This window comes from Streptomyces sp. NPDC001153 (assembly GCF_053598315.1).
Genome location: NZ_JBSFJZ010000028.1, coordinates 41,616 through 65,219 on the forward strand (window position 1 = coordinate 41,616; position 23,604 = coordinate 65,219).

Annotated in this window: 22 protein-coding genes; 10 read left to right on the plus strand and 12 right to left on the minus strand. The window is 72.1% G+C overall.

The annotated features are described in order from the left end of the window. Positions 1-2 precede the first annotated feature (2 nt). The 6 genes from ACWDEN_RS28980 to ACWDEN_RS29005 all read right to left on the minus strand — a co-directional run bounded on the left by ACWDEN_RS28980 (position 3) and on the right by ACWDEN_RS29005 (position 6,532). Positions 3-896, minus strand: a complete 894-nt coding sequence (locus ACWDEN_RS28980; protein WP_450860668.1) for a carbohydrate ABC transporter permease — start codon at positions 894-896, stop codon at positions 3-5. Between the two features lie 2 nt (positions 897-898). Continuing rightward, positions 899-1,840, minus strand: coding sequence for a carbohydrate ABC transporter permease (locus tag ACWDEN_RS28985; RefSeq protein ID WP_450860670.1), 942 nt, complete (start codon positions 1,838-1,840; stop codon positions 899-901). A 3-nt stretch (positions 1,841-1,843) separates the two neighbouring features. Further along, a complete protein-coding gene (locus ACWDEN_RS28990; protein WP_351609431.1) occupies positions 1,844-3,190 on the minus strand; it encodes an ABC transporter substrate-binding protein in 1,347 nt (448 codons plus the stop codon). A gap of 49 nt (positions 3,191-3,239) precedes the next feature. Then, entirely contained in the window at positions 3,240-4,451 is a 1,212-nt protein-coding gene (locus tag ACWDEN_RS28995) for an ROK family transcriptional regulator (protein WP_351609434.1), read from the minus strand. A gap of 207 nt (positions 4,452-4,658) precedes the next feature. Further along, complete coding sequence (locus ACWDEN_RS29000; RefSeq protein ID WP_450860734.1) at positions 4,659-5,246, minus strand: Uma2 family endonuclease; 588 nt, start codon at positions 5,244-5,246, stop codon at positions 4,659-4,661. Positions 5,247-5,419: 173 nt separating this feature from the next. Continuing rightward, positions 5,420-6,532: a mechanosensitive ion channel family protein gene (locus ACWDEN_RS29005; protein ID WP_450860673.1), complete on the minus strand. Its 1,113-nt coding sequence runs from the start codon at positions 6,530-6,532 to the stop codon at positions 5,420-5,422. Between the two features lie 324 nt (positions 6,533-6,856). Here ACWDEN_RS29005 and ACWDEN_RS29010 point away from each other — a divergent pair, with 324 nt between their 5' ends. Beyond that, the gene (locus tag ACWDEN_RS29010) at positions 6,857-7,393 is read left to right on the plus strand and encodes an HNH endonuclease (RefSeq protein WP_228625160.1); all 537 of its coding nucleotides are present in this window, start codon (positions 6,857-6,859) and stop codon (positions 7,391-7,393) included. Between the two features lie 84 nt (positions 7,394-7,477). Here the strand turns inward: ACWDEN_RS29010 and ACWDEN_RS29015 are convergent, their stop codons facing one another. Next, positions 7,478-7,864, minus strand: a complete 387-nt coding sequence (locus tag ACWDEN_RS29015; protein WP_450860674.1) for a hypothetical protein — start codon at positions 7,862-7,864, stop codon at positions 7,478-7,480. A gap of 213 nt (positions 7,865-8,077) precedes the next feature. Here ACWDEN_RS29015 and ACWDEN_RS29020 point away from each other — a divergent pair, with 213 nt between their 5' ends. The 3 genes from ACWDEN_RS29020 to ACWDEN_RS29030 are packed head-to-tail and all read left to right on the plus strand — an operon-like array spanning position 8,078 to position 10,772. Beyond that, positions 8,078-8,341: a hypothetical protein gene (locus ACWDEN_RS29020; protein ID WP_351609443.1), complete on the plus strand. Its 264-nt coding sequence runs from the start codon at positions 8,078-8,080 to the stop codon at positions 8,339-8,341. Beyond that, on the plus strand, positions 8,342-10,432 hold the full coding sequence (malQ, locus tag ACWDEN_RS29025; protein WP_450860676.1) for a 4-alpha-glucanotransferase: 2,091 nt from the start codon (positions 8,342-8,344) through the stop codon (positions 10,430-10,432). Between the two features lie 58 nt (positions 10,433-10,490). Then, complete coding sequence (locus tag ACWDEN_RS29030) at positions 10,491-10,772, plus strand: hypothetical protein (RefSeq protein ID WP_450860678.1); 282 nt, start codon at positions 10,491-10,493, stop codon at positions 10,770-10,772. A gap of 144 nt (positions 10,773-10,916) precedes the next feature. Here the strand turns inward: ACWDEN_RS29030 and ACWDEN_RS29035 are convergent, their stop codons facing one another. Next, on the minus strand, positions 10,917-11,513 hold the full coding sequence (locus ACWDEN_RS29035) for a TetR/AcrR family transcriptional regulator (protein ID WP_351609450.1): 597 nt from the start codon (positions 11,511-11,513) through the stop codon (positions 10,917-10,919). Between the two features lie 129 nt (positions 11,514-11,642). On the opposite strand from ACWDEN_RS29035, the gene ACWDEN_RS29040 reads away from it, so the two are divergent. Next, positions 11,643-13,169, plus strand: a complete 1,527-nt coding sequence (locus ACWDEN_RS29040; RefSeq protein WP_450860680.1) for an FAD-dependent monooxygenase — start codon at positions 11,643-11,645, stop codon at positions 13,167-13,169. 7 nt (positions 13,170-13,176) lie between these two features. Here the strand turns inward: ACWDEN_RS29040 and ACWDEN_RS29045 are convergent, their stop codons facing one another. Continuing rightward, entirely contained in the window at positions 13,177-13,683 is a 507-nt protein-coding gene (locus ACWDEN_RS29045; RefSeq protein WP_351609455.1) for a MarR family winged helix-turn-helix transcriptional regulator, read from the minus strand. Between the two features lie 99 nt (positions 13,684-13,782). Here ACWDEN_RS29045 and ACWDEN_RS29050 point away from each other — a divergent pair, with 99 nt between their 5' ends. From ACWDEN_RS29050 to ACWDEN_RS29065, 4 genes are read left to right on the plus strand one after another with little or no spacing between them, the layout of a single operon-like run. Continuing rightward, entirely contained in the window at positions 13,783-15,123 is a 1,341-nt protein-coding gene (locus ACWDEN_RS29050) for an MFS transporter (RefSeq protein WP_351609458.1), read from the plus strand. Then, positions 15,120-16,049 carry an EamA family transporter gene (locus tag ACWDEN_RS29055; RefSeq protein ID WP_450860683.1) on the plus strand — a complete coding sequence of 310 codons (930 nt, stop codon included), beginning with the start codon at positions 15,120-15,122 and terminating at the stop codon, positions 16,047-16,049. Before ACWDEN_RS29050 ends, ACWDEN_RS29055 begins: the two co-directional genes overlap by 4 nt. A 29-nt stretch (positions 16,050-16,078) precedes the next feature. Next, the gene (locus tag ACWDEN_RS29060) at positions 16,079-17,008 is read left to right on the plus strand and encodes a DMT family transporter (protein WP_351609463.1); all 930 of its coding nucleotides are present in this window, start codon (positions 16,079-16,081) and stop codon (positions 17,006-17,008) included. A 17-nt stretch (positions 17,009-17,025) separates the two neighbouring features. Further along, positions 17,026-17,922 (plus strand): LysR family transcriptional regulator, encoded by an 897-nt coding sequence (locus tag ACWDEN_RS29065; RefSeq protein WP_450860685.1) that lies wholly within the window; start codon positions 17,026-17,028, stop codon positions 17,920-17,922. Positions 17,923-18,136: 214 nt separating this feature from the next. On the opposite strand, the gene ACWDEN_RS29070 is transcribed toward ACWDEN_RS29065, so the two are convergent. Beyond that, positions 18,137-18,625: a DUF1203 domain-containing protein gene (locus ACWDEN_RS29070; protein WP_351609469.1), complete on the minus strand. Its 489-nt coding sequence runs from the start codon at positions 18,623-18,625 to the stop codon at positions 18,137-18,139. Positions 18,626-18,737: 112 nt separating this feature from the next. Here ACWDEN_RS29070 and pepN point away from each other — a divergent pair, with 112 nt between their 5' ends. Then, positions 18,738-21,311 (plus strand): aminopeptidase N, encoded by a 2,574-nt coding sequence (gene pepN / locus ACWDEN_RS29075; protein ID WP_351609472.1) that lies wholly within the window; start codon positions 18,738-18,740, stop codon positions 21,309-21,311. Between the two features lie 88 nt (positions 21,312-21,399). Here pepN and ACWDEN_RS29080 read toward each other — a convergent pair whose 3' ends face one another. Next, positions 21,400-22,158 carry an SDR family NAD(P)-dependent oxidoreductase gene (locus ACWDEN_RS29080; RefSeq protein ID WP_351609475.1) on the minus strand — a complete coding sequence of 253 codons (759 nt, stop codon included), beginning with the start codon at positions 22,156-22,158 and terminating at the stop codon, positions 21,400-21,402. 68 nt (positions 22,159-22,226) lie between these two features. After that, entirely contained in the window at positions 22,227-23,588 is a 1,362-nt protein-coding gene (locus tag ACWDEN_RS29085; protein WP_351609478.1) for an RNA polymerase subunit sigma-70, read from the minus strand. Positions 23,589-23,604 lie beyond the last annotated feature (16 nt).

Below are 23,604 nucleotides of genomic sequence, written 5' to 3' on the forward strand. Positions count from 1 at the left end.
GGTTAACCCTTCACTCCGGTGAGCGTGACGCCCTCGACGAACGCCTTCTGGGCGAAGAAGAACACGAGGATCACAGGGGCCATGACCAGCACGGTCGCGGCCATCGTGAGGTTCCAGTCCGTGTGGTGGGCACCCTTGAAGGACTCCAGGCCGTAGCTCAGCGTCCAGGCGCCGGGGTTCTCGGAGGCGTAGATCTGCGGCCCGAAGTAGTCGTTCCAGGCGTAGAAGAACTGGAAGAGGGCGACGGCCGCGATCCCCGGCCTGGCCATGGGCAGGACGACCTTCAGCAGGGTTCTGAGATCCCCGCAGCCGTCCACCCGCGCGGCGTCCAGGTACTCGTTCGGGATCGTCATCAGGAACTGGCGCAGCAGGAAGATGGAGAACGCGTCGCCGAACGCCATCGGGATGATCAGCGGCCACAGCGTGCCGGACAGGTCCAGCTGTTTCGCCCAGAACAGGTACATCGGGATGATGACCACCTGCGGGGGCAGCATCATCATCGAGATCACCAGCATCAGGGACAGATTGCGGCCCCGGAAGCGGAACTTGGCGAGCGCGTACGCCACCGGGATGGACGACACCACGGTCAGGACGGTGCCGAGGCCGGCGTAGATCAGCGTGTTCTTCCACCAGGTGAGGAAGCCGGGGGTGTCGAAGACCTTCCGGTAGTTGCCCCACTCCCAGGTGTGCGGGATCAGGTCGCGGCTGAGCGCCTGGGTGTCGCTCATCAGCGAGGTCAGGAAGACGAACACGAACGGCAGGGTGAAGAACAGCGCGGCGGCGACGCCGAGGGAGTGGACCGCGATCCATTCGAACAGCGCCCTGCGCCGGGCGGTGCGCTCGGCGGCCGTGGAGGGCGTCCTCAACTCCACCGGCTCGTCCAGTACTTGGGTCATGGTCAGTCACCTGCCTGGATGAGACCGCCCCGGCGCCGCATCAGGAACCCGGTGAACACCATCGACAGGGCGAACAGCACCAGGGCCACCACACAGGCCGAGCCGTAGTCGAAGCGCTGGAAGCCGAGGTTGTAGACGAGCTGGGGGAGGGTGAGCGTGGACTTGTCCGGGTAGCCGGGCTCGAACTGGGTGCCCGCGCCCTGGATCACCCCGGAGGCGACCTTCCCGGCGATCAGCGGCTGGGTATAGTACTGCATGGTCTGGATCACGCCGGTGACGACCGCGAACATCACGATCGGTGAGATGTTCGGCAGGGTGACGTACCGGAACCGCTGCCAGGCCGAGGCCCCGTCCAGCTCGGCCGCCTCGTACTGCTCGGCCGGCACGTCCAGCAGGGCGGCCATGAAGATGACCATGAGGTCGCCGATGCCCCACAGCGCCAGCAGGGTCAGGGCCGGTTTGGACCAGGCGGGGTCGTTGAACCAGCCCGGCGCCGGGATGCCCGCCTTCTCCAGGATCGAGTTGACCGGGCCCGTACCGGGGTTGAGCAGGAAGGCGAAGGCCATGGTCGCGGCGACCGGCGGGGCGAGGTACGGCAGGTAGAACAGGGTGCGGAAGACCCCCGTACCCGTCCTGATCCTGGTGATGAGCAGGCCGATGCCGAGCCCGAAGACGACCCGCAAGGACACCATCACCAGGACCAGCCACAGCGTGTTGCGCAGGGCCGGCCAGAAGAGCGGGTAGTGCTCGAAGACGTAACGCCAGTTCTTCCCGCCGCTCCACGTCGGCGGCCGGAAACCGTCGTAGTGCATGAAGGAGAAATAGACCGTCGAGATCAGGGGATACGCGAAGAAGACCGCGAAGCCGATCAGCCAGGGCGACATGAAGGCGAGGGTGCGAAGCGCCGACCGGCGGCGCTTCGACGCCGGAGTGACCGTACTCATCGGCTACTTCGCCTGCGCGATGTCCGTGTCGATCTGCGCGGCCGTCTTCTTCAGACCGGCCTTCAGATCGGTGGCCTTGCCGCTCTCGTAGTCATAACCGAACTGCTGGATCGTCACCAGGTACACACCGCCGTTGACCGAGGCGGGCGTGGTGGTGGAGTCCGGGTCGGCGGCGATGTCGAGGAACGTCTTGAAGCGCGGGTCGTACTTCAGCTTCGGCGACTTCAGCGCGGCCAGCGTGGAGGGGACGTTGTGGATGTCGTTGGCGAAGCCGACCACCGCGTCCGTGTCCGTGGTGATGTACTTGACGAATTCCCAGGCCGCGTTCTGCTTGTGGCTGGTGGCGGCGATGCCCGCGATGGTGCCGGTGATGTAGCCCTTGCCGTACTGCGCCGCCTGGTCGTCGGGCACGGGCAGCGGGGCGACCCCGATCTCGAACTTCGGCTTGGTCTGCTCGGCCATCCCGAGCCGCCATTCGCCGTCGAGCTGCATGGCGACCTGACCGGTGTGGAAGGGGTGCTTGGGACCCCATTCGTCACCCAGCGTCGCCCGGAACTTCTCCAGCTTCTGGAATCCGCCGAGTTCGTCCACGAGCCGCTTCTGGAGTGTGAAGCCCTTTTCGAACGCCGGGTCCGTGGCGAGGTCCGACTTGCCGTCCTTGCCGAAGTACGTCGGCGAGAACTGGGCGAAGTAGTGCTCGGTGGTGGTCTCCCAGCCGTGGTAGTCCGGCATGAATCCGAGCTGCTTGTAGCCATCGCCCTGGGGGATGGTCAGTTTCTTGGCGTCCGCCTCGAACTCGGACCAGGTCTTCGGCGGATTCGCGATACCGGCCTGCTTGAACGCCGTCTTGTTGTAGTAGAGCCCGTACGCGTCACCGAGCAGTGGCGCGGTGCAGCGGTTGCCGTCGAACTGGGTGTATTCGTTCATCGTCTTCGGGAACGTCTTCTCGGGGTCGATCCCGGACTTCCTGAAGAAGGGGTTGAGGTCGACCAGCGCGCCCGATGAACAGAACTTGCCCACATTGTTGGTGGTGAACGAGGAGATCACGTCCGGTGCCTTGTCACCGCCCGACCGCAGCGCCTGGTTGATCTTGTCGTCCGTCATGTTGCCGACGATGTTCACGTGGATGTTGGGGTGCGCCTTCTCGAAGCCGGCGACCAGGGACTTGACGGCCTGCACCTCGTTCGGCGCGCTCCAGGCGTGCCAGAAGTTGATGGTCGTGTCCTTCGAGGCGTCGTCCGTGGCACCGGAGCCGGACTGTCCGGTACAGGCGGTGGCGGTGAGCAGCAGGGCGGAGGCGGTCAGGGCGAAAGCCGCTTTTCGGGCGACTTCGGGTATGGCTGTGGGCATGGCGAGGTCTCCCAGGGACGGGTGAACGGGAAGAGAGGTGCTGCCGGGGTCAGCGCGAGGTGTCGAAGACCTCGTCGCGGGTGGTCACGAGCGCGGACTCCAACGCGCCGCGCAGAACGGGGTGTTCGTGGACGTCGCCGACGACCAGCCGGGGGCGGGCCGCGGCCAGCTCCTCCAGTTCGGCCTGGACGAGGGCGCGCAGTACCTCGCCGCCGGCCGTCAGCGCGGAGCCGCTGAGGACGACGAGTTCGGGGTCGAGGACCGAGACGAGCGAGGCGAGACCGGTGGCGAGCCGGGTCGCGTAGGTCTGGAGCAGCTCCCGGTAGGGGCCGGAGACGTGGTCGGCACCCCGCGCCACGAGCTCGGCGGCGACCTCGGTGTACGACCCCGACGGCAGGTCCGGGATGCCGAGTTCACGGGCCAGCTTCGGTACGGCCTGGGAGCCGGCCAGCTCCTGGTAGCCACCGCTGTTGGCCTTGGTCACCTGCCGGACCAGGGGCGTGCCCGGCACCGGCAGGAAGCCGACCTCGCCGGCGCCGCCGGTCCAGCCGCGGTGCAGCCGGCCGCCGAGGACCAGGGCGGCGCCGAGCCCCTCCTGGTTCCACAGGAGGACGAAGTCGCCGTGGCCCCTCGCGGCGCCGAGCCGCTGTTCGGCGAGGGCGACGAGGTTGACGTCGTTCTCGTACTCCACCGGCATCGGCAGGGCGGCGGCGAGCTCGTCGAGCAGGGTGGGGGAGTGCCAGCCGGGCAGGTGGGAGGCGTAGCGCAGCCGCCCGGTGTTGGGGTCGAAGGCGCCCGGGGTGCCGATGACCAGCCGGTGCACATCGGACCGGGCGAGTCCGGCGGCCTTGACGGCACCGTCGAGCGCGTCGGTGACCTGCTGGACGACGGGTCGGGCGGGCCGCCGCCCCGGGGTCGGCAGCTCGAATTCACCCACGGTCCGCCCGGTGATGTCGGCGACGGCGGCGCGGATCCGCTCCGGGGTCACATCGAGCCCGGCTGCGTGCGCGGCCGCGGGGTTGACGGCGTACAGCTGGGCGTTGGGGCCCGGCCGGCCCTCGCTGGTGCCGGTGACCCGCACCAGTCCGGCCGCCTCCAGGCGGGCCAGCAGCTGGGAGGCGGTGGGCTTGGACAGGCCGGTGAGCTTCCCGATCCGGGTGCGCGACAGCGGCCCGTGCTCCAGCAGGAGGTCCAGGGCGGCGCGGTCGTTCATGGCGCGCAGCACGCGCGGGGTGCCCGGCGTACCGGCGGTTCCTGCCATGGGGTCGACACCTGCCTTTCCAGCCACCCAGCTTTTCAGCGACCCGGGCGTGGCGTCCAGCCTTGATCAACGGACGCCGGAGGATCACTGTTAGGAAAGTTTCCTATCGCGGTGCGAGGAACGTAAGCCCAGGACGAAGGGGGCGTCAATAGACAACGGCCCCGAGGAGACGGAGTCGTTACCTCGGGGGCGGGATCGTCCGGGGGCTCAGTTGTCGAGGAAGGGGGTGGTGTCGAGGGTGGGGTAGGGGGCGGGGAGGGGGAGGGGGCTGCCGAGGTCGACCGGGGTGTCCACGTTGTAGTACGCCTTTGTGGGGTCGTCACTCGGGAGAATGGGGTCCGTATAGCAGTGGGCAGTCTTCGTGTTGCGGTTGATCAGAACGTAGGCGGGGACACCGGCGGCAGCATAGGTGCGGAGTTTCGGTCCGGTGTCCGCCCAGTGATTGGATGACGTGACTTCGCCGACCAGGGCGATCATGTCAACCGGGTACCAGCCCTTGTTGGCCTTGCGATACGACTCGTCGAGTTCCGAGGCCTTACGGCGACGCACGTAAAAGTCCGGAATGAGCAAGGCCATGGTGCTGCCGTCCTTATGGGCGGCGCGGTAGCCGCAGCCGAAGCCGACGAGGCGGAAACCGGCTGTGCGGAACTGGTAGTGCAGTTCGCCGATGCCGTCGTTGTGGTTTTCGTCAGGTTGCGGCGGCGCGATGACCGTCCCCTCGACATACTCGGGTCGAATCGGCGTCGGCGACGCTTCTTCGATCACGCTCAACAGGTCGATGGGGTCCACCTGCATCACGACCCTCTCCATGATGGGTTCGGCGCTCGTCCCTGGTTCTCCTCGTCACGCTGATGCCAGGCTAAGCCCGCGCTGGGCGCCCCGGCAGAACGATGGGGCACCCCATGCGCCCTGCGCGCCGGAATGCCCCGTCTGTTCACTCGAACGAGTGTGCTGAACCGTTCCGCTCGCTACTTGCCCGGAGGCTCCGGCTGCTGCGGAGCCATCGGCGTCGTCGCCTTCGCCTGCGCGGAGTCCGCGTTGGCGAAGACCGACGGGGCGGCCACCGAGGCCGCCGGGTCGGGGGTGTCCTCCGCGTCCTCGACCGACGTCGCGCCGCCCACGATGCGGATGCTCGCCTGGTCGAACGCGCGCTTGATGCGCCAGCGGATCTCCCGTTCGACCGTCAGCGCCTTGCCCGGCATGGTCTTGGCCGAGACCCGCACCACCATGGAGTCGATCAGCACCGAGTCCAGGCCGAGGACCTCGATCGGGCCCCACAGCAGCTCGTTCCAGGGCTCTTCCTTGCTCATGTGCTCGGCGACGTCGTCCAGCGTGGCCTTGACCCGGTCCAGGTCCTCGGAGGCCTTGACGGTGACGTCCACGCCCGCCGTGGCCCAGCCCTGGGAGAGGTTGCCGATCCGCTTGACCTCGCCGTTGCGGACGTACCAGATCTCGCCGTCCGCGCCGCGCAGCTTGGTCACGCGCAGCCCGACCTCGATCACCTCGCCGGTGGCCACGCCCGCGTCGACCACGTCACCGACGCCGTACTGGTCCTCCAGGATCATGAACACGCCGGAGAGGAAGTCGGTGACCAGGTTCCGCGCGCCGAAACCGATCGCCACACCGGCCACCCCGGCCGACGCCAGCAGCGGCGCCAGGTTGATCTTGAAGGTGGACAGCACCATCAGCGCGGCCGTACCGAGGATCAGGAAGCTCGCCACCGACCGCAGCACCGAGCCGATCGCCGCCGATCGCTGCCGGCGCCGCTCGGCGTTGACCAGCAGCCCGCCCAGCGCCGTGCCGTTCACGGCCTCGGCGGTGCGGCCCATCCGGTCTATCAGCTTGGTGATCGCCCGCCGCACCATCGCGCGCAGCGCGACCGCTATCACCACGATCAGCAGGATCTGCAGTCCCATCGCGAGCCAGGTCGACCAGTTCTGCTCGACCCAGCTCGCCGCGTTCGTCGCGCTCTGCTGGGCGTCCTGCAGCGACGCCGGCACGGCCGGCGCCGTCTCGGACGGAGGGGGGGACGGGGTCGGCGACGCACCGGCGGCCAGGAGGACGGCGGGCAAGGACGACACGGCAGATACCTCCAGGTGCTGCGCGGTCCGTGCCGGTGGGCGGTCAAGGTCTTCAAGGTCACGAAAAGGTCACCGGACGGACAGGGCCACCACACTAACGGGGCATTGTGTGGGCATCGCGCGGATCCGCCAAGGAGGTGCGCAGGAGAGACGGGACTCACGTCGGCTTGAACAGGCCATGATCCGGGGGAAGTATCCGGTGTGGTCGAAAACACTCCCAGCCCGTTACCGGGACATGGTGGCGCTTCCACCAGGCATGAGGGGAGACTGACTGCAGATCGTCCCGGCGCGAGCCACGCGCCGCCGACGCCCAAGGAGGCACCCGTGCCGCATGTCCTGGTCCTCAACGCGTCGTACGAGCCGCTCGGCGTCGTACCGCTCCGCCGCGCGCTCGTCCTCGTCCTGGAGAACAAGGCCGTCTCCCTCGAGGAATCCGGCGCCTATATGCACAGCGCAACCGTCACAGTCCCCGCACCCAGCGTGGTCCGGCTCAAGCGATTCGTCCGGGTTCCCTATCGGGGGCCCGTTCCCCTCACCCGACGTGCGCTCTTCGCGCGCGACGGGGGCCGGTGCATGTACTGCGGTGGCGTCGCAACCAGCGTCGACCACGTCATCCCGCGCAGTCGCGGGGGCAAGCACGTCTGGGACAACGTGGTGGCCTCCTGCCGCCGCTGCAACCACGTGAAGGCCGACCGTCACCTCGTCGAACTGGGGTGGCGCCTGCGCCACAAACCGGCGCCGCCGAGCGGGCTCGCCTGGCGCATCATCGGCACCGGGCACAGGGACCCGCGCTGGCTGCCCTACTTGCAGCCGTACGGCGCGGACGACGCCATGGCCCGGATCGACGGCATTTCTGCCTGACGGCGATCCGGGCCTTCGCGTACCGGCCGCGCCGAGGACGCGAACCGGCTCCGGGAGCCCACCGTGCCCCCGGAGCCGTCCGGCTCACGCGTACCGCAGCTCCCCCGGACGCGCCGAACGCCACAGTGGGGGCATCGAGGCGGCCGCCGCCGGCGGACAGCAGGCGTACACGCCCACCGGAACCAGCAGCGCGGTGTACCCCCGGCCGGCGAGGCCGTAGAGGGCGATCGCGAGGGCGACGAGGATCGCGGCGGCCGTCAGACCGATGCCCGTCGTGCAGAAGGTCATGCCCGCGCCGAGCGAGTCCCCGCGCAGCACAGCCAGGAGCGCCCGCCGCCCCCCCGCCGGCAGCCGCCCGACCGCGCCGGCCGTGCCCCCGGCCGGCCACACCGCGCCCGCACCGACCACGAGGACCAGCGCGAAGACCGTCAACGGCATGCGCCCGCGACCGGTGCCGGAGGTGTTCGCCACGGCCCACAGCACCGGCAGGAGCACACGAACAGCAGCCCCGGCCCGCGCCCGCTGCCCGGCCGCACCCGGCGCGAGGTCAGAGGCCAGGGGGCGCGCACCACCCGTCGTCTCGTGTTCGAGCAGGTGTCGGGAGTGCCCGCGCCGTCACGGGGTAGGCCTGCCGTAATCCGTTCAAAACCGCAGCATCCGACCGCCACCCAGAAGGAGGCCCCCGTGGCCGCACCGGCTCCGCTCTCGATCCCGGACCAGTGGAAACCCGGGGCGGACCCGTCCGCCCCGACCGGCGACACGCCGCTGAGCGTGTTCAGCGCCGAGAGCGCCTGCGCCCAGGCCCCGCTGACCAGCGAACCGCCCCTGCCCGACGCCGAGCCCCTCACCAGCGAGCCGCCGCTCGCCGAGGCCACCCCGCTGACCAGCGAGTCGGACGCCTTCGGCGCACAGTCGTACGAGTCCGGTGACTTCGGCGCGAGGTCGTAGATGACCGCGGCGTTCGAGGACCTCGCGGACGCGGACCTGGCCCGGCTCGCCGGGCTGCACGGGGTCGCCACCTCCTACAGCCCCGCCCCCGGCCGCGACGTCCCGGTCCCCGCCTCCGCCGTGGCCGCCGCCCTGGCCGCCCTCGGCGTCGACGCGACCGGCCCCGCCGCCGTACGCACCGCCCTCACCGCACAGGAACGCGAGCTGCGCGAGCGCCTGCTGCCGCCGACGCTCGTGCACTGGGCCGGCGACCCGCAGGGCCCCGCCGCCCTCGCCGCGCTGCCGCCCGGCACCCGCCTGCGCGTCGAGACCGAGGACGGCCAGGAGCGGGACACCGCCGCGGAACTGCCGCTCGGCGTGCACCGGGTGACCGCCCTCGCACCCGACGGCCGCACCGGCCACGCCCACCTCGTCGTCGCCCCCGACCGGCTGCCCGCCCCGCCCGGCCGCTCCTACGGCCTCCTCGTCCAGCTGTACTCCCTGCTCTCCCGCCGCTCCTGGGGCATGGGCGACCTCGCCGACCTCGCCGAGTTGGCCGGCTGGGCCGGACGCACCGCCGGCGCCGGATTCGTCCAGGTCAACCCGCTGCACGCGGCCGTACCCGGCGCCCCCTCCGACCCCTCCCCCTACCGCCCGTCCTCCCGCCGCTTCCCCGACCCCGTCCACCTGCGGATCGAGGACATCCCCGAGTACGCCTACGTCGCGGACCGCGAGCGGCTGAGCGCCCTGCTGGAGCGGGCCGAGCGGCTGCGCGCCGCCGTCCTCGACAAGGGCGCCCTCATCGACCGGGACGCGGTGTGGGAACTCAAGCGCGCGGCGCTGGACCTGGTCCTGGCCGTCCCCCTCGGCCCCGGCCGCCGGGCCGCCTACGACGACTTCCGCGCCGCCCACGGCCAGGCCCTCGACGACCACGCCACCTGGTACGCCCTCGCAGAGATCCACGGCTCCGACTGGCAGCGGTGGCCGCCGGGCCTGCGGGATCCCCGCTCGGCCGCGACCGCGCGTGCCCGCGCCGAGCTCGCCGACCGCGTCGAGTTCCACGCCCGCCTGGCCTGGCTCACCGACGGCCAGCTCCGCGCCGCCCAGCGCGCCGCCCGCGAGGCCGGCATGCCGGTCGGGATCGTGCACGACCTCGCCGTCGGCGTGCACCCCGTCGGCGCCGACGCCTGGGCCCAGCAGGACGTGTTCGCCGCCGGCATGTCCGTCGGAGCCCCACCAGACGCCTTCAACGCCCGCGGCCAGGACTGGGGCCTGCCGCCCTGGCGCCCCGACCGGCTCGCCGCCACCGGGTACGCCCCCTACCGCGAGCTCCTGCGCGCCCTGTTCCGCTCCGCCGGCGCCCTGCGCATCGACCACGTCATGGGTCTGTTCCGGCTGTGGTGGGTCCCGCAGGGCAGCCCGCCCACCGGGGGCACCTACGTCCGGTACGACGCCGACGCCATGCTCGCGATCCTCGCCCTGGAGGCCACCCGCGCCGGGGCCGTCGTCATCGGCGAGGACCTCGGCACCGTCGAGCCCGGTGTGCGCGAGACGCTGCAGCGGCGCGGGGTGCTCGGCACCTCGGTGCTGTGGTTCGAACGCGACTGGGAGGGCGACGGACGCCCGCTGCCGCCCGAGCGCTGGCGCGCCGACTGCCTGGCCACCGCCACCACCCATGACCTGCCGCCCACGGCCGCCCGGCTCACCGGCGACCACGTCGACCTGCGCGACCGGCTCGGCCTGCTCACCCGCTCCGCGACCGAGGAACGCGCCGAGGCCACGGCCGACACCGCCGAGTGGCTCGCCCTGCTCGGCAGCCTCGGCCTGCTGGACCTGGCGGCCGCCGGACCGCCGGGCAGCGACGAGGAGGAGGAGATCCGCGCCGTCCACCGCTTCCTGCTGCGCACCCCGGCCCGGCTGATCGGCGTCTGGCTCCCGGACGGCGTCGGCGACCGCCGCCCGCAGAACCTGCCGGGGACCTGGGACCAGTACCCGAACTGGCGGCTGCCCCTCGCGGACCCCGAGGGCAGGCCGGTGCCGCTGGAGGAACTGACGTCCTCCCCTCGGCTGAGGGCACTGCTCCAAGTGTTCGAGCAGGCCAGAGTCGTGTGAGCCCCCCGTACGGGACCCCGGGCGCGCGGCCTTCGGAAGCGTTCGCTAACTTGAGATCGTGGACAAGAAGAACGCCCTGCGCGCCGGCGCCCTGGCCGCTGGTACGACGCTGATGATGCTGCTCATGTCGTCCCCCGCGCTCGCGCTGACCCGCGACGACGGCGACGACCCCGGCCCCGGCCTGAACGTCATGCAGACGCTGGGCCTCTACGTGCTGCTCCCGATCGCGCTGTTCGTGGTCATCGCCGGCCTGGTGATGGCGCTGGACAAGTCCACGGTCAGGACCATCAAGCCCTCGTCCGGCGCGAAGTCCGGGGCCAAGGCCAAGGCCAAGGCCTGACCGGACACCGGTTCTGTCGCCGGGGGCGCCCGTCCTCCCGCCGGTACGCGCGCGACGCCGTACCCGGGTGAGGCCGGCGCCCTCGGCGTTGTGTCTTTCGGGCCCCTTTCCGGGGTTCGGTACGGCTCAGAGGTTCTGTACGGCTCAGGGATTCGGCGCGGTCAGATACCGCCGTACGGTCGGCCCGAGCCACGCCAGCAGTTCCTCGCGGGTCAGTTCCCGCGCCGCCGGCAGCCGCAGCACATAGCGGGTCAGGGCCAGCCCGAGCAGCTGCGCGGCGCACAGCGCGGCCCGCGCCGGGACCTGCTCGGGATCGGGACACACCTGTTCGGCCAGCGGCAGCAGCTGGTCCCGGAAGATGCCCTGCATCCGCTCGGCCCCGGCCTGGTTGGTGGCGCCGACCCGGAGGACGGCCGTCAGCTCCTCGTTCTCCTCCCACAGGTCCAGGAAGTGGCCCACCAGTGCCCGCCCGACCTCCTCCCGGGGCACCCTCGTCAGATCGGGCAGCCGCAGGTCCAGCGCGACGGCCGCGGCGAAGAGACCCTCCTTGCTGCCGTAGTAGCGCATCACCATGGACGGGTCGATGCGCGCGTCCTTGGCGATCGCCCGGATGGTGGCCCGCTCATAGCCGTCGGCGGCGAACCGCTCGCGGGCCGCGTGGAGGATGGCGCTACGGGTGGCGTCGGAGCGGCGGGCCTGTTCCGTCTTCGTGCTGCCGGTCATGCCGGTCGTGCCAGTCATGCCAACGAGCGTAGGCCAACGCGTGTAGGCCAACAAGTGTTGACCGTCACGCCTGCCCGGTTCTAGGCTTGCCAACAAGCGTTGACCAACAGTTGTTGGCCAACAGGCGTTGGCATCCAGGAGGCCGTCATGACCGGCACCACCGGCACCACTGGCAACAACGGCATCAGCCCCACCACCAGCACCACCAGCACTACCAACAGCGCCGACGGCACCGGCACGCCCGGAACCGTCATCGTCGTCGGCTCCGGCCCCACCGGCCTGCTCCTCGCCGGCGACCTCGCCGCCGCCGGCGTCCCGGTCACCGTCCTCGAAAAGCGCCCCCACAGGATCAGCAACCTCTCCCGCGCCTTCGTCCTGCACGCGCGCACCCTGGAACAGCTCGACGCCCGCGCTCTCGCCGACGAGCTCGAGAAGTCCGGCCAACCCCTCGACCGTCTCAACCTCTTCGGCCGGCTCACCGTCGACCTCGCCGCCCTTCCCTCCCGGTTCAACCACCTCCTCGTCCTCCCGCAGTACGAGGTCGAGAAGGTCCTGGAGCGCCGCGCGGTCGAGGCGGGGGCCGGCTTCCGCCACGAGACCGAGCTGACGGGGCTCACGCAGGACGCCGACGGGGTGACCGTCGAGGTGCGCGGGCCCGAGGGGCGTACGGAGAACCTGCGGGCGGCGTACGTCGTCGGCGCCGACGGCATGCGCAGTGCCGTACGGGACGCGATCGGGCTGCCCTTCCCGGGCAGGTCGGTGATCCGGTCCGTGGTCCTCGCCGACGTCCGGCTCGCCGAGAAGCCGCCGACCCTGCTCACCGTCAACGCCGTCGGCGACGCCTTCGCCTTCCTCGCGCCGTTCGGCGACGGCTACCACCGGGTGATCGGCTGGCACCGCGGCCGCAACGTCCCCGACACCGAGCCGCTGGACCTGGCGGAGGTCCAGGAGATCACCCGACTCGCCCTCGGCCGGGACTTCGGGATGCACGACGCCCGCTGGATGTCCCGCTTCCACAGTGACGAACGGCAGGCGACCGCCTACCGGGTCGGGCGGGTCTTCCTGGCGGGCGACGCCGCGCATGTGCACACCCCGGCCGGCGGCCAGGGCATGAACACCGGCCTGCAGGACGCGGCCAACCTGAGCTGGAAGCTCGCCGCCGTCGTCACCGGTCACGCCGAGCCCGCGCTGCTCGACAGCTACCAGGCCGAGCGGCACCCCGTGGGCAGGTCGGTGCTGCGCAGCAGCGGCGGGATCGTCCGCCTCGCCATGGCCAAACGCCCCTGGACCCTCGCGGCCCGCGCCGCGCTCACCACGTTCCTGAACGCCGTCGGCCCCGCCCGGCGCAAGGTCGCGGGCCAGGTCACGGGCATCGGCTACCGCTACCCGGCACCGCGCGGCGCCCACCGCCTCACCGGCACCCGGGTACCGGACGTCGCCCTGGCCGGTGGCGGCCGCCTCTACGAGGCCCTGCGCGGCGGCCGGTTCGTGCTGATCACCCCGGAGCCGTACGAGGCGGGACCCGGCCGTGCGGACCGGCTGGCCGTGGCGCACTGGGCGAGCGACCGCCGTACGACCGTGCTGGTCCGCCCCGACGGATACGCGGCCTGGGCCGCCGACGCGGCCGGCGCGGCGGACGTCGAGGCGGCGCTCGCCGCGCACGTCGGCGGCTGAGCCGCTCCTAGTGCGGCGACTCCAGCGTACCGGCGAGCAACTCCCTCAGCAGGTCGGCCAGTTGGCCGACCTGTTCGTCGTCGAGGAAGGACAGGGCTTCCGTCTGGACCGCGAGGCCCGCGCCGACCGCCCGGTCGATGATGTCCAGTCCCTTGTCGGTCAGTGTCACCTGCAGGCCCCGGCGGTCGTGCGGATCGGGGGAGCGGCGCAGCAGGCCGGCCTTCTCCAGCTTGTCGAGCCGCCCGGTCATTCCGCCGGTGGTGAGCATGAGGGTGGCCGACAGCTGGCGCGGCGAGAGGGTGTACGGCTCGCCGGCCCGGCGCAGGGTCGCGAGCACGTCGAACTCGCCGCGTGAGATGCCGTAGGGCCGGTATGCCTTCTCCATGCGGTCGCCCATGGTCCGGGAGAGGCGGTAGATCCGCCCGAAGACCTCCATCGCCCTGGAGTCGAGGTCGGGCCGTACGGCCGCCCACTGGTCGATGATCGCGTCCACCGAATCCTTGCCTGCGCTCATGTGCCGAGTATGCCTCCCGGGTGGTTGTCGGCAAGAAAGTAACTTGCTGGAAAGTGACTTAGTGCTAAGCTACTTCCTGCCAAGTTACTTCAGGGGGTCATGGTGGCAAAAGAGAACGAGCGCATACCCGGCGAGTGGACCCTGCCCGTCACCGCCGCCGTCAACGGCATCGGCACCGGCATGTACGTCCCGTTCACGCTGGTCTTCTTCCATGCCGTCACCGGGCTGTCCTTCGCGGTCGTGGGCGCCGTGCTCACCGCCACCGGCCTCGCGGGCATCGCCGTACTGCCCCTCGCCGGCACGGCGGTCGACCGGTACGGCGCGAAGCGGGTGCAGTACGCCCTGTACGGCGTCCGGGTCGCCGGCTTCGCCCTCTACCCCTTCGCCCACTCCCTCCCCGCCTTCGCGGCCGTCGCCCTGGTCACGGCCGCCGCCGACCGGGCCTTCCCGGCGGCCCAGCAGTCCCTGATCGGCGAGGTGGCGAGCGGCGCGGGGCAGGACCGGCTGCAGGCGTCGACGCGCGCCCTGCAGAACGCCGGCAACGGGGCGGGCGCCCTGCTGGCCACGCTGGTCATCTCCTTCGCGGGCAGCGCCGGTTACACGTACGCGGCCTGGGGCAACGCCCTCTCCTTCGCGCTGGCGGCGCTGCTCCTGCGGCCCCTGCGGCAGGTGCGCACGGCCGGTGCGGCGCCGCTCTCGCGCCGGGCCGGTGCCGGCTACCGGCTCGTCCTCGCCGACCGGCCCTTCCTGGTCGTCACCGGAGCCAACTTCCTCAACGCGCTGAGCTATTCGGCTCTGTCGGTCCTCTTCCCCCTCTTCATGGTGGAGTGGCTGCACGGGCCGTCGGTGCTCACCGGCGCCGCGTTCACCCTCAACACCGTGCTGTGCGCGGTCGCGGGTGTCGGCGTGGGCGCGCGGGTCCGCGGGGCCGGGGCCCGGCGCACCCGGGCGGCGGCGCTGGGCGGGGGCCTGTTCGCGACCGCGTTCGCCGCGCAGATCGTGCTCGGCACCGTACGACCGGGCTCGGTCACGGTCCTGGGCGGGGCCCTGGTCGCCGTGGTCGTCGTCTACACCCTCGGCGAGCTGATCCACAGCCCCGCCGCCCAGGTGCTCGCGATGGCGGCGGCGCCCGAAGCGGTGCGCGGCCGGTATCTGGCGGCGTACCAGATGTCCTGGTCCCTGGCGAAGGCCGTGGCGCCCTCCCTGTTCACGGCCCTGCTCGCGCTGGACGGCCGCGCGCCGTGGGCCGTCCTCGTCCTCACCTCGGCCGTCGCCGCGGCCCTCCTGATCCGGACGGAACCCCGACTGCCGGCGGAGGCGGTACGACCGCTGCCGGCGACGGTGGCCCGGGGCGACGCCCCCGCCTCCGCCCCCGGCCCCACCTGCACCCCCACCCCTGTCCTTGCCGATGCCGCGGGAACCCGGGGGACCCGGCCGTGAAGCGAACCGTGACCGTCCCGCTCACCGCGCTCGCCCCCGTCTCCTGGGGCACCACCTACGCCGTCACCACCGTCTTCCTTCCGCCGGACCGCCCCCTGTTCACGGCCCTCCTGCGGGCCCTGCCCGCCGGGCTGCTCCTGCTGGCGCTGACCCGGGTGCTGCCGCGGGGCGGCTGGTGGTGGCGGTCGGCGGTGCTCGGCGCACTCAACATCGGCGCCTTCTTCCCGCTGTTGTTCGTGTCGGCGTACCGGCTGCCCGGCGGTATGGCCGCCGTCGTCGGCTCGGTCCAGCCGTTGTTCGTCGTCGGCCTCTCGGCGCTGCTGCTCGGGCGGCGCCCGGCCCCGCGCACGCTCGTCACCGGGGTCGTGGCCGCGCTCGGCGTCAGCCTCGTCGTCCTCCAGGGAGCCGGAGCCCTCGATGCCGTGGGCGTGCTCGCGGCCTTCGCCGCCACCGCCTCCATGGCAGCCGGCACGGTGCTGACCAAGAGATGGGGCCGCCCCGACGGCGTCGGCCCGCTGGCGCTCACCGGCTGGCAGCTCACCGCCGGCGGCCTGCTCATCGCCCCGCTCGCCTTCATGGCCGAGGGAGCGCCGCCCGCCCTGGACGCCCGCGCCGCAGGCGGCTATCTCTACCTGGCCCTGGCCAACACGGCGGTGGCGTACTGGCTCTGGTTCCGCGGCATCGGCCGGCTCACCGCGACCCAGGTCGCCTTCCTCGGCCCGCTCTCCCCGCTCACCGCGGCCGTCGTCGGCTGGGCGGCCCTCGGCCAGGCGCTCACACCGGTGCAGGTGGGGGGCATGGCGCTGGCGTTCGGCGCGACGCTGGCGGGACAGCTCGGTGGCGGCGGGAGCCGACCTTTCAGTTCAGCTGAAAAGAATGCTCGCAAAGATTCGATGGACCTGATGGATCGGGCACTGCGACGGTAGGGACACACCATCCACCGAAAAGGAGCCCCGTGGCCGCCGTCCTGCCCAGGACCACCCCCACCCCCACCTCCAACCCCACCGCACCCGCCCGCAAGGCCGCCGCCCCCGCGACCGGCCTGGCCCTCGCCGCCCTCGCCACCCTCGTCTGGTCCGGCAGCTTCGTCACCTCCCGGGGGCTGCACGACAGCGTCCCGCCCGTCCAGCACGCCTTCTGGCGCTGGGTCATCGCGCTCCTGGCCGTAGCCCCCTTCGGCGCCCGGCAGGCCTGGCGGCAGCGGGCCCTGATCCGCCGCCACGCCCGCTACGTCCTCCTCGTCTCCCTCCTCGGCGTGGCCACCTACAACACCCTCGTCAACCAGGCCGGACTGACCACCCCGGCCGCCACCATGGGCATGATCATGGCCGCGTCGCCGGTGCTCATGGCGGTCTTCGACCGGCTGGGCGGCGTACGGCTCGGCGCGCGCCGCACCGCCGGCCTGCTCGTCGCCTGCGCGGGCGTGACGCTGCTGTCCGGCGGCGGTACGGCCCACCCGCCCGGCGATCTGTGGATGATCGCGGCGGCCTGCTGCTTCGCCGGCTACAGCGCGCTGCTGCGCCGCAGGCCCGCCGGACTCCACGGCACGGGCTTCCTGTTCACCACGTTCCTGACCGGCACGGTCCTGCTCCTGCCCGCGCAGGCGGTGAGCGTGACCGTGCAGGGCTCCTTCCACCCCACCCCCGCCACCGTCCTGCCGCTCCTCTACGTCGGCGTCGCCTCCTCCGCGGTGGCCTTCTTCGCCTGGAACAAGGCCGTCGCCCTGATCGGCGCGACCCGCGCGGGCATCGTCTACCACCTCCAGCCGGTCTGCGTGGCCGTCCTGTCCTGGGCCGTCCTCGGCGAGACGACGGGCCTGCCGCAGCTGCTGTCGATGGCGCTGATCCTGGGCGGGGTGGTGCTGGGCGCGGGTTCACGGCGTTGACGTGTAGCTTTCCGGGCATGGCCGACTGGGACCTCCGGAAGCTGCAGATCCTGCGCACCCTGCGCGAGCGCGGCACCGTGACCGCGACGGCCGAGGCCCTGCACATGACTCCGTCCGCCGTCTCCCAGCAGCTCACCAACCTCGCCCGGCAGCTCGGCGTGCCGCTGCTGGAGGCGCGCGGCCGCCGGGTCCGGCTCACCGACGCGGCCCGCCTGGTGCTGGCCCACACCGAGCCGGTCTTCGAGCAACTGGAGCGCACGGAGGCCGCGTTGGCGGCGTACGTCCAGGGGGAGGCGGGCGAGGTCCGGGTCGCCGCGTTCTCGACGTCCGTACCCGCCCTGGTCGTACCGGCCGTGCGGACCCTGCGGGACACGCACCCAGGGGTGACCGTCCGCGTACAGGAGGCGGAGGCCGCGGAGGCCTACGACCTTCTGACCGCCGGCGAGGTCGACCTCGCCCTGTCCCTCACGGCGTCGGCGCCCAGCGCGGCGGACCCCCGCCTCACCCAAGTCCCCCTCCTGGCCGACCCCTTGGACGTCGCCCTGCCCCCCGACCACCCCCTGGCCACGGTCCCCGGCCTGACCCTCACCGACCTGGCCGCCGAGCCCTGGATCTTCGGCGGCAGCGGCCCCTGGTCGGACATCACCCGCCGCGCCTGCGAGGCGGCCGGCTTCAGCCCCCACCAGGGCCACTCGGCCTCCGGCTGGACCGCGATCCTCGCCATGGTGGAGGCGGACATGGGCGTGGCCCTGGTCCCCCGCATGGCCGCGGGCCGCCGCGACGGGGTGGTCATGCGCGACCTCGGCCCGGACGGACCGGTCCGGCACGTGACGGCGGCGGTGCGCAGGGGCGGGGAGACGGGGCGGGCGGTGGCCCGCGTCCTCGAGGCCCTCCGTACCGCAGCCGCCGTCTGAGGGCCGTCACTGGACGCTCACGGCGTCGATCTGGCCGGCGTACACGCCGAGCAGGGTGATGGGCGAGCTGATCGAACTGGCGCCGGAGCTGCCGAACGACACGTACCGGGACCTGCTGATCGACCACGCCTGCGCCGGCCCCGGCCTGCCCGCCGAGCTCGTGGCCGCGGCCCGCCGCGTCCAGCACGGCTGGGGCTTCCTTCTGCCGCGAGCCTCAGCCCCGCCGCACCTCGTACAGAAAGCACCCGTACTCCACCGCCCGCACATGCACCACCGCCACCTCCGGGTCGGCGAAGGCCTCGGTGAGGGCGGACGGGAAGTCGGCGGCCGTCAGGCGGCCGCCCAGGATCCGGCCGTCGGCCGCATAGCGGCGCAGCACGCGGTGGGCGTTCGTGAAGGGCAGGGCCGCCGGGTCGGCCGGCCCCGGGCAGCCGGCGGCGTGGATGAAGACCGGTCCCTGCTCGTCGTACGCCCCGAGATCGGCGCCCGTCCCGGCCGCCCAGCGGCGCAGCGGCGCGTACGACACCAGGGCGATCTGCTCGCCGGGCTCGCTGGGGCGCAGGCAGCAGCGCAGCGGGGCGCCGCCCTCCTCGTCGGTGAAGGGGACGAGGGGGCGGCCCGCGTCGTCGGCGGTCCGCAGCTCCTTGAGAACCCGGGGCTGGATGGGACGTGCGATGTGTGTCGTCGTGTCCGTCGTCGTCATGCCTCCAGCGTCCCGCCGCGACGCCCCGCCCACCGGCGGGAACCGGACATCGCCTTCCCGGTGGGCGGCATGGAAGGATGGCGCAACCGACACATAACGAGGAGATGACCGCGTGCCTGGCACAAACCTGACTCGCGAAGAGGCGCAAGCGCGGGCCGAGCTGCTCACCGTTGACTCGTACGAGATCGATCTCGACCTCTCCGGCGCGCAGGAGGGCGGTACCTACCGGTCCGTGACCACGGTGCGCTTCGACGTCGCCCGCGGCGGCGCCGAGTCCTTCATCGACCTGGTGGCGCCCACCGTCCACGAGGTCACCCTGAACGGTGACGCGCTCGACCCCGCCGAGGTCTTCAAGGACTCGCGGATCGCCCTGCCGGGGCTGCTGGAGGGCCGCAACGTCCTGCGGGTCGTCGCGGACTGCGCCTACACCAACACCGGCGAGGGCCTGCACCGCTTCGTCGACCCGGTCGACGAGCAGGCCTACCTCTACACCCAGTTCGAGGTCCCGGACGCCCGCCGGGTGTTCGCCTCCTTCGAGCAGCCGGACCTGAAGGCCACCTTCCGGTTCACCGTGCGGGCCCCCGAGGGCTGGACGGTGATCTCGAACTCGCCGACCCCGGAGCCGCAGGACAACGTCTGGTCCTTCGAGCCGACCCCGCGCATCTCGTCGTACATCACCGCGCTGATCGTCGGCCCGTACCACTCCGTGCACAGCGTGTACGAGAAGGACGGGCAGAGCGTGCCGCTGGGCATCTACTGCCGCCCGTCGCTGGCCGAGTTCCTGGACTCGGACGCGATCTTCGAGGTCACCCGGCAGGGCTTCGACTGGTTCCAGGAGAAGTTCGACTACGCGTACCCCTTCGCGAAGTACGACCAGCTGTTCGTGCCCGAGTTCAACGCGGGCGCGATGGAGAACGCGGGTGCCGTCACCATCCGCGACCAGTACGTCTTCCGGTCCAAGGTGACCGATGCGGCGTACGAGGTCCGCGCGGAGACGATCCTGCACGAGCTGGCCCACATGTGGTTCGGCGACCTCGTCACCATGGAGTGGTGGAACGACCTGTGGCTGAACGAGTCGTTCGCCACCTACACCTCCATCGCCTGCCAGGCCGCGGCCCCCGGCTCCCGCTGGCCGCACTCGTGGACCACGTTCGCCAACTCGATGAAGACCTGGGCGTACCGGCAGGACCAGCTGCCGTCCACGCACCCGATCATGGCGGACATCCGCGACCTGGACGACGTGCTCGTCAACTTCGACGGCATCACGTACGCCAAGGGCGCGAGCGTGCTCAAGCAGCTCGTCGCGTACGTCGGAGAGGACGAGTTCTTCCAGGGCGTGCAGGCCTATTTCAAGCGGCACGCGTTCGGCAACACCCGCCTGTCCGACCTGCTCGGCGCCCTGGAGGAGACCTCCGGCCGCGACCTGAAGACCTGGTCGGGGAAGTGGCTGGAGACGGCGGGCATCAACATCCTCCGCCCGGAGATCGCCACGGACGCTGACGGCGTCGTCACCTCCTTCGCCGTCCGCCAGGAGGCCCCGGCCCTGCCCGCCGGCGCCAAGGGCGAGCCGGTCCTGCGCCCGCACCGCATCGCCATCGGCCTGTACGACCTCGACTCCGGCTCCGGCAAGCTGGTGCGCACCGAGCGGATCGAGCTGGACGTCGACGGCGAGCTGACGGCCGTACCGCAGCTGACCGGCAAGCGCCGTCCGGCGGTCGTGCTGCTCAACGACGACGACCTGTCGTACGCCAAGGTCCGCCTGGACGAGGAGTCCCTGAAGACGGTCACCGAGCACCTCGGCGACTTCCAGGAGTCCCTGCCGCGCGCCCTGTGCTGGGCCTCGGCCTGGGACATGACCCGCGACGCCGAGCTGGCCACCCGGGACTACCTCTCCCTGGTCCTGTCCGGCATCGCCAAGGAGTCGGACATCGGTGTCGTGCAGTCGCTGCACCGCCAGGTCAAGCTCGCCATCGACCTGTACGCCGACCCGGCCGCCCGCGAGTCCCTGCTGACCCGCTGGACCGACGCCACGCTGGCCCACCTGCGTGCGGCGGAGCCGGGCAGCGACCACCAGCTGGCCTGGGCCCGTGCCTTCGCGGCGACGGCCCGCACCCCCGAGCAGCTGGACCTGCTGGAGGCGCTGCTGGAGGGCACCCAGACCGTCGAGGGCCTGGCGGTGGACACCGAGCTGCGCTGGGCGTTCGTGGAGCGGCTGGCGGCGGTCGGCCGCTTCGACGAGGCGGAGATCGCGGCCGAGTACGAGCGGGACAAGACGGCCGCCGGTGAGCGCCACGCGGCCACCGCCCGCGCCGCCCGCCCGACGGCCGAGGCCAAGGCGGAGGCCTGGGCCTCGGTGGTCGACTCCGACAAGCTGCCGAACGCCGTGCAGGAGGCGGTGATCGGCGGCTTCGTCCAGACCGACCAGCGCGAGCTGCTGGCGCCGTACGCGGACAGGTACTTCGAGGTCGTCAAGGACGTCTGGGACGCCCGGTCGCACGAGATCGCCCAGCAGATCGCCGTCGGCCTGTACCCGGCGGTCCAGGTCTCCGAGGCGACCCTCGCCAAGACCGACACCTGGCTGGCCGCGGCCGAGCCGAACGCGGCCCTGCGCCGTCTCGTCTCGGAGTCCCGCTCGGGCATCGAGCGGGCGCTGAAGGCCCAGGCCGCGGACGCGGCGGCGGAGTAGCCACCATTCGAGGAGGGGCGCCCGGCATCCGTGCCGGGCGCCCTTTCGTATGCGCGTGGCTCACCGGCCCCGGGCGCCCTTCCCCGGCTCAGCGAGCGACCATCCCGCCGGTGACGTCGACGAAGGTGCCGGTGATGCCGGCCGCCTGGTCGGAGGCGAGGAAGACGGCGGTGGCGGCGACCTCGGCGAGGGTGGGGTTGCGGCGGGTCATGCGCATCGTCGCGAGGTTGTCGACGATGCCCTGGACGGCGGCGGCGTCGATGGCCGGGTTGACGGCGGACAGCTTCTCGACGGTGAACGTCTCGGGCACCCCGGCCGCCCACAGTCCCACGGCCCGCACCCCGCGCGGACCCAGCTCGATCGCCAGGTTCCGTACGAGCGTGTCGATCGCGGCATCGGCCGGTCCCGTGCCGCCCATCATCGGACTGCCGTGCGCGGAGCCGCTGTTGAGGGTGAGGACGACGCCCGAGCCGCGCTCGGCCATGCGGCGCCCGGCGGCGCGGGCGGTGATGAAGTTGGCGCGGGCGCCGTTGATCACCGGCCGCAGGAAGTCGTCCACGGGCATCTCGGTGAGCGGGGCGCCCTGCACGTCGCCGCGGGTGACCAGGTTGAACGAGATGTCGACGTCGCCGACCGCCGCGAGGTGCTCCTCCACCGCCGCCTCGTCGAGGGCGTCCACGACGGCGACCTCCGCGTCCTTGAGGTCGGCGGCCGCCGCCTCCAGCGTCGCGCGGGTACGGCCGACGAGGTGGACACGGGCGCCCTGCTCGGCGAAGGCGCGGGCGACCGCACCGCCGATCGAGCCGCCGGCGCCGTAGATGACCGCGGTCCTGTCGGTGAGCAGCATGGTGAACTCCTTCGGAAGTGGTGTCCGTTTCACCGATACAGACGCACGGCACCCCCGGCGCTCATCGCTCACAGCCGCAGCGGCAGTCCGAACGCCGGGAACAGGTGCGGCTCGAAGGACGTGATCTCCGTGACGCGGCCGGCGGCGTCGAAGCGGAGCACGTCCAGGACCTGGGCGCGGTAGACGTTCGTACCGGGTCGGCGGACGTACCCCCCGGCCGCAAGCTGTCCGTTGGCGCGGGCGGGCAGGTGGCGCCAGTGGCCGAGGAACAGGGGGGACGCGGGGTCGAGGCTCGGCCGGAGGAAGGCGAGCAGTGCTTCGCGGCCGGTGAACCAGAACGGGTTGGGCGGCATCGTCAGCGTGACGTCCTCGGCGAGCAGCTCGGCCATCGCGGCGAAGTCGAGCCGCTCGGCGGCCGTCATGTACCGCTGGAGCGCGGCCCGCTGGGCGTCCGTCGGCGGGGTGGCCGTCCAGTCCGTACGGCTCTCGGGCAGCTGCTCGCGCAGGGCCGGACGGGCGCGTTGCAGCGCGCTGTTGACCGAGGCCACGGAGCTGCCGAGGGCCTCGGCGGTCTCGGCGGCGGTGAGGCCGAGCAGGTCGCGCAGGACGAGCGCGGCCCGCTGCCGGGCCGGCAGGTGCTGGAGCGCGGCCAGCAGGACCAGCTCGACGGTCTCGCGCGATTCCGCCGCGCTGTCCGGCAGCTCGTCGTCCGGGTACGGCTGCAGCCAGGTGATACGGGCGGGCGGCTCGCCGGTGCCGTGGTCCATGCCGGGCAGCGGCTCGTAAGTCTGCGGGCGGCGGGCGGTACGGCGCTGGAAGTCCAGGCAGGCATTGGTCGCGATGCGGTACAGCCAGGTACGGGCGCTCGCCCGGCCCTGATAGCCGTCCCGGCCCCGCCAGGCCCGCAGGAACGTCTCCTGGACCAGGTCCTCGGCGTCGTCGTAGGAGCCGGTCATGCGATAGCAGTGGGCGCGGATCGCCCGCCGGTGGGACTCGGTGAGGGCGGCGAAGGCGGACTCGTCGAAGGGCGTCGCGTCGCTTTCCGTCACGGGGGAGTCCGTGACGGAATCCGGGCTGCCGGCGCCGGCCCCGCTCCCGGGGTTTTCCGTCACGCCGGGCTCTGTGACGGAATGGTCCGCGGTCTGCTGGGTCTCCTGCGCGAGCCGTGCGATACGGCGCAGCCGGGCCACGGAGGCGGACAGTTCGCTCACGCCCGCGTACAGCGCGGAGACCGGCCTCGGCACCAGGGAACCCGCCTGCCGCCCGACCGATTCGATCAGCTCCTCCAGGCCCCCGCCCCCGCCTCCGTCCTGCCGCTCCCGGTACGCCTTCTGCCGGCAGGCCGCCGAGCAGTACAGCGAGCTACGGCCCCGGCGGCCGGCCCGCGCCGGAAGAGGGCCGCCACAGGTCGCGCACGTGTCCACGGCCACCTCCCGCTCGGAATCC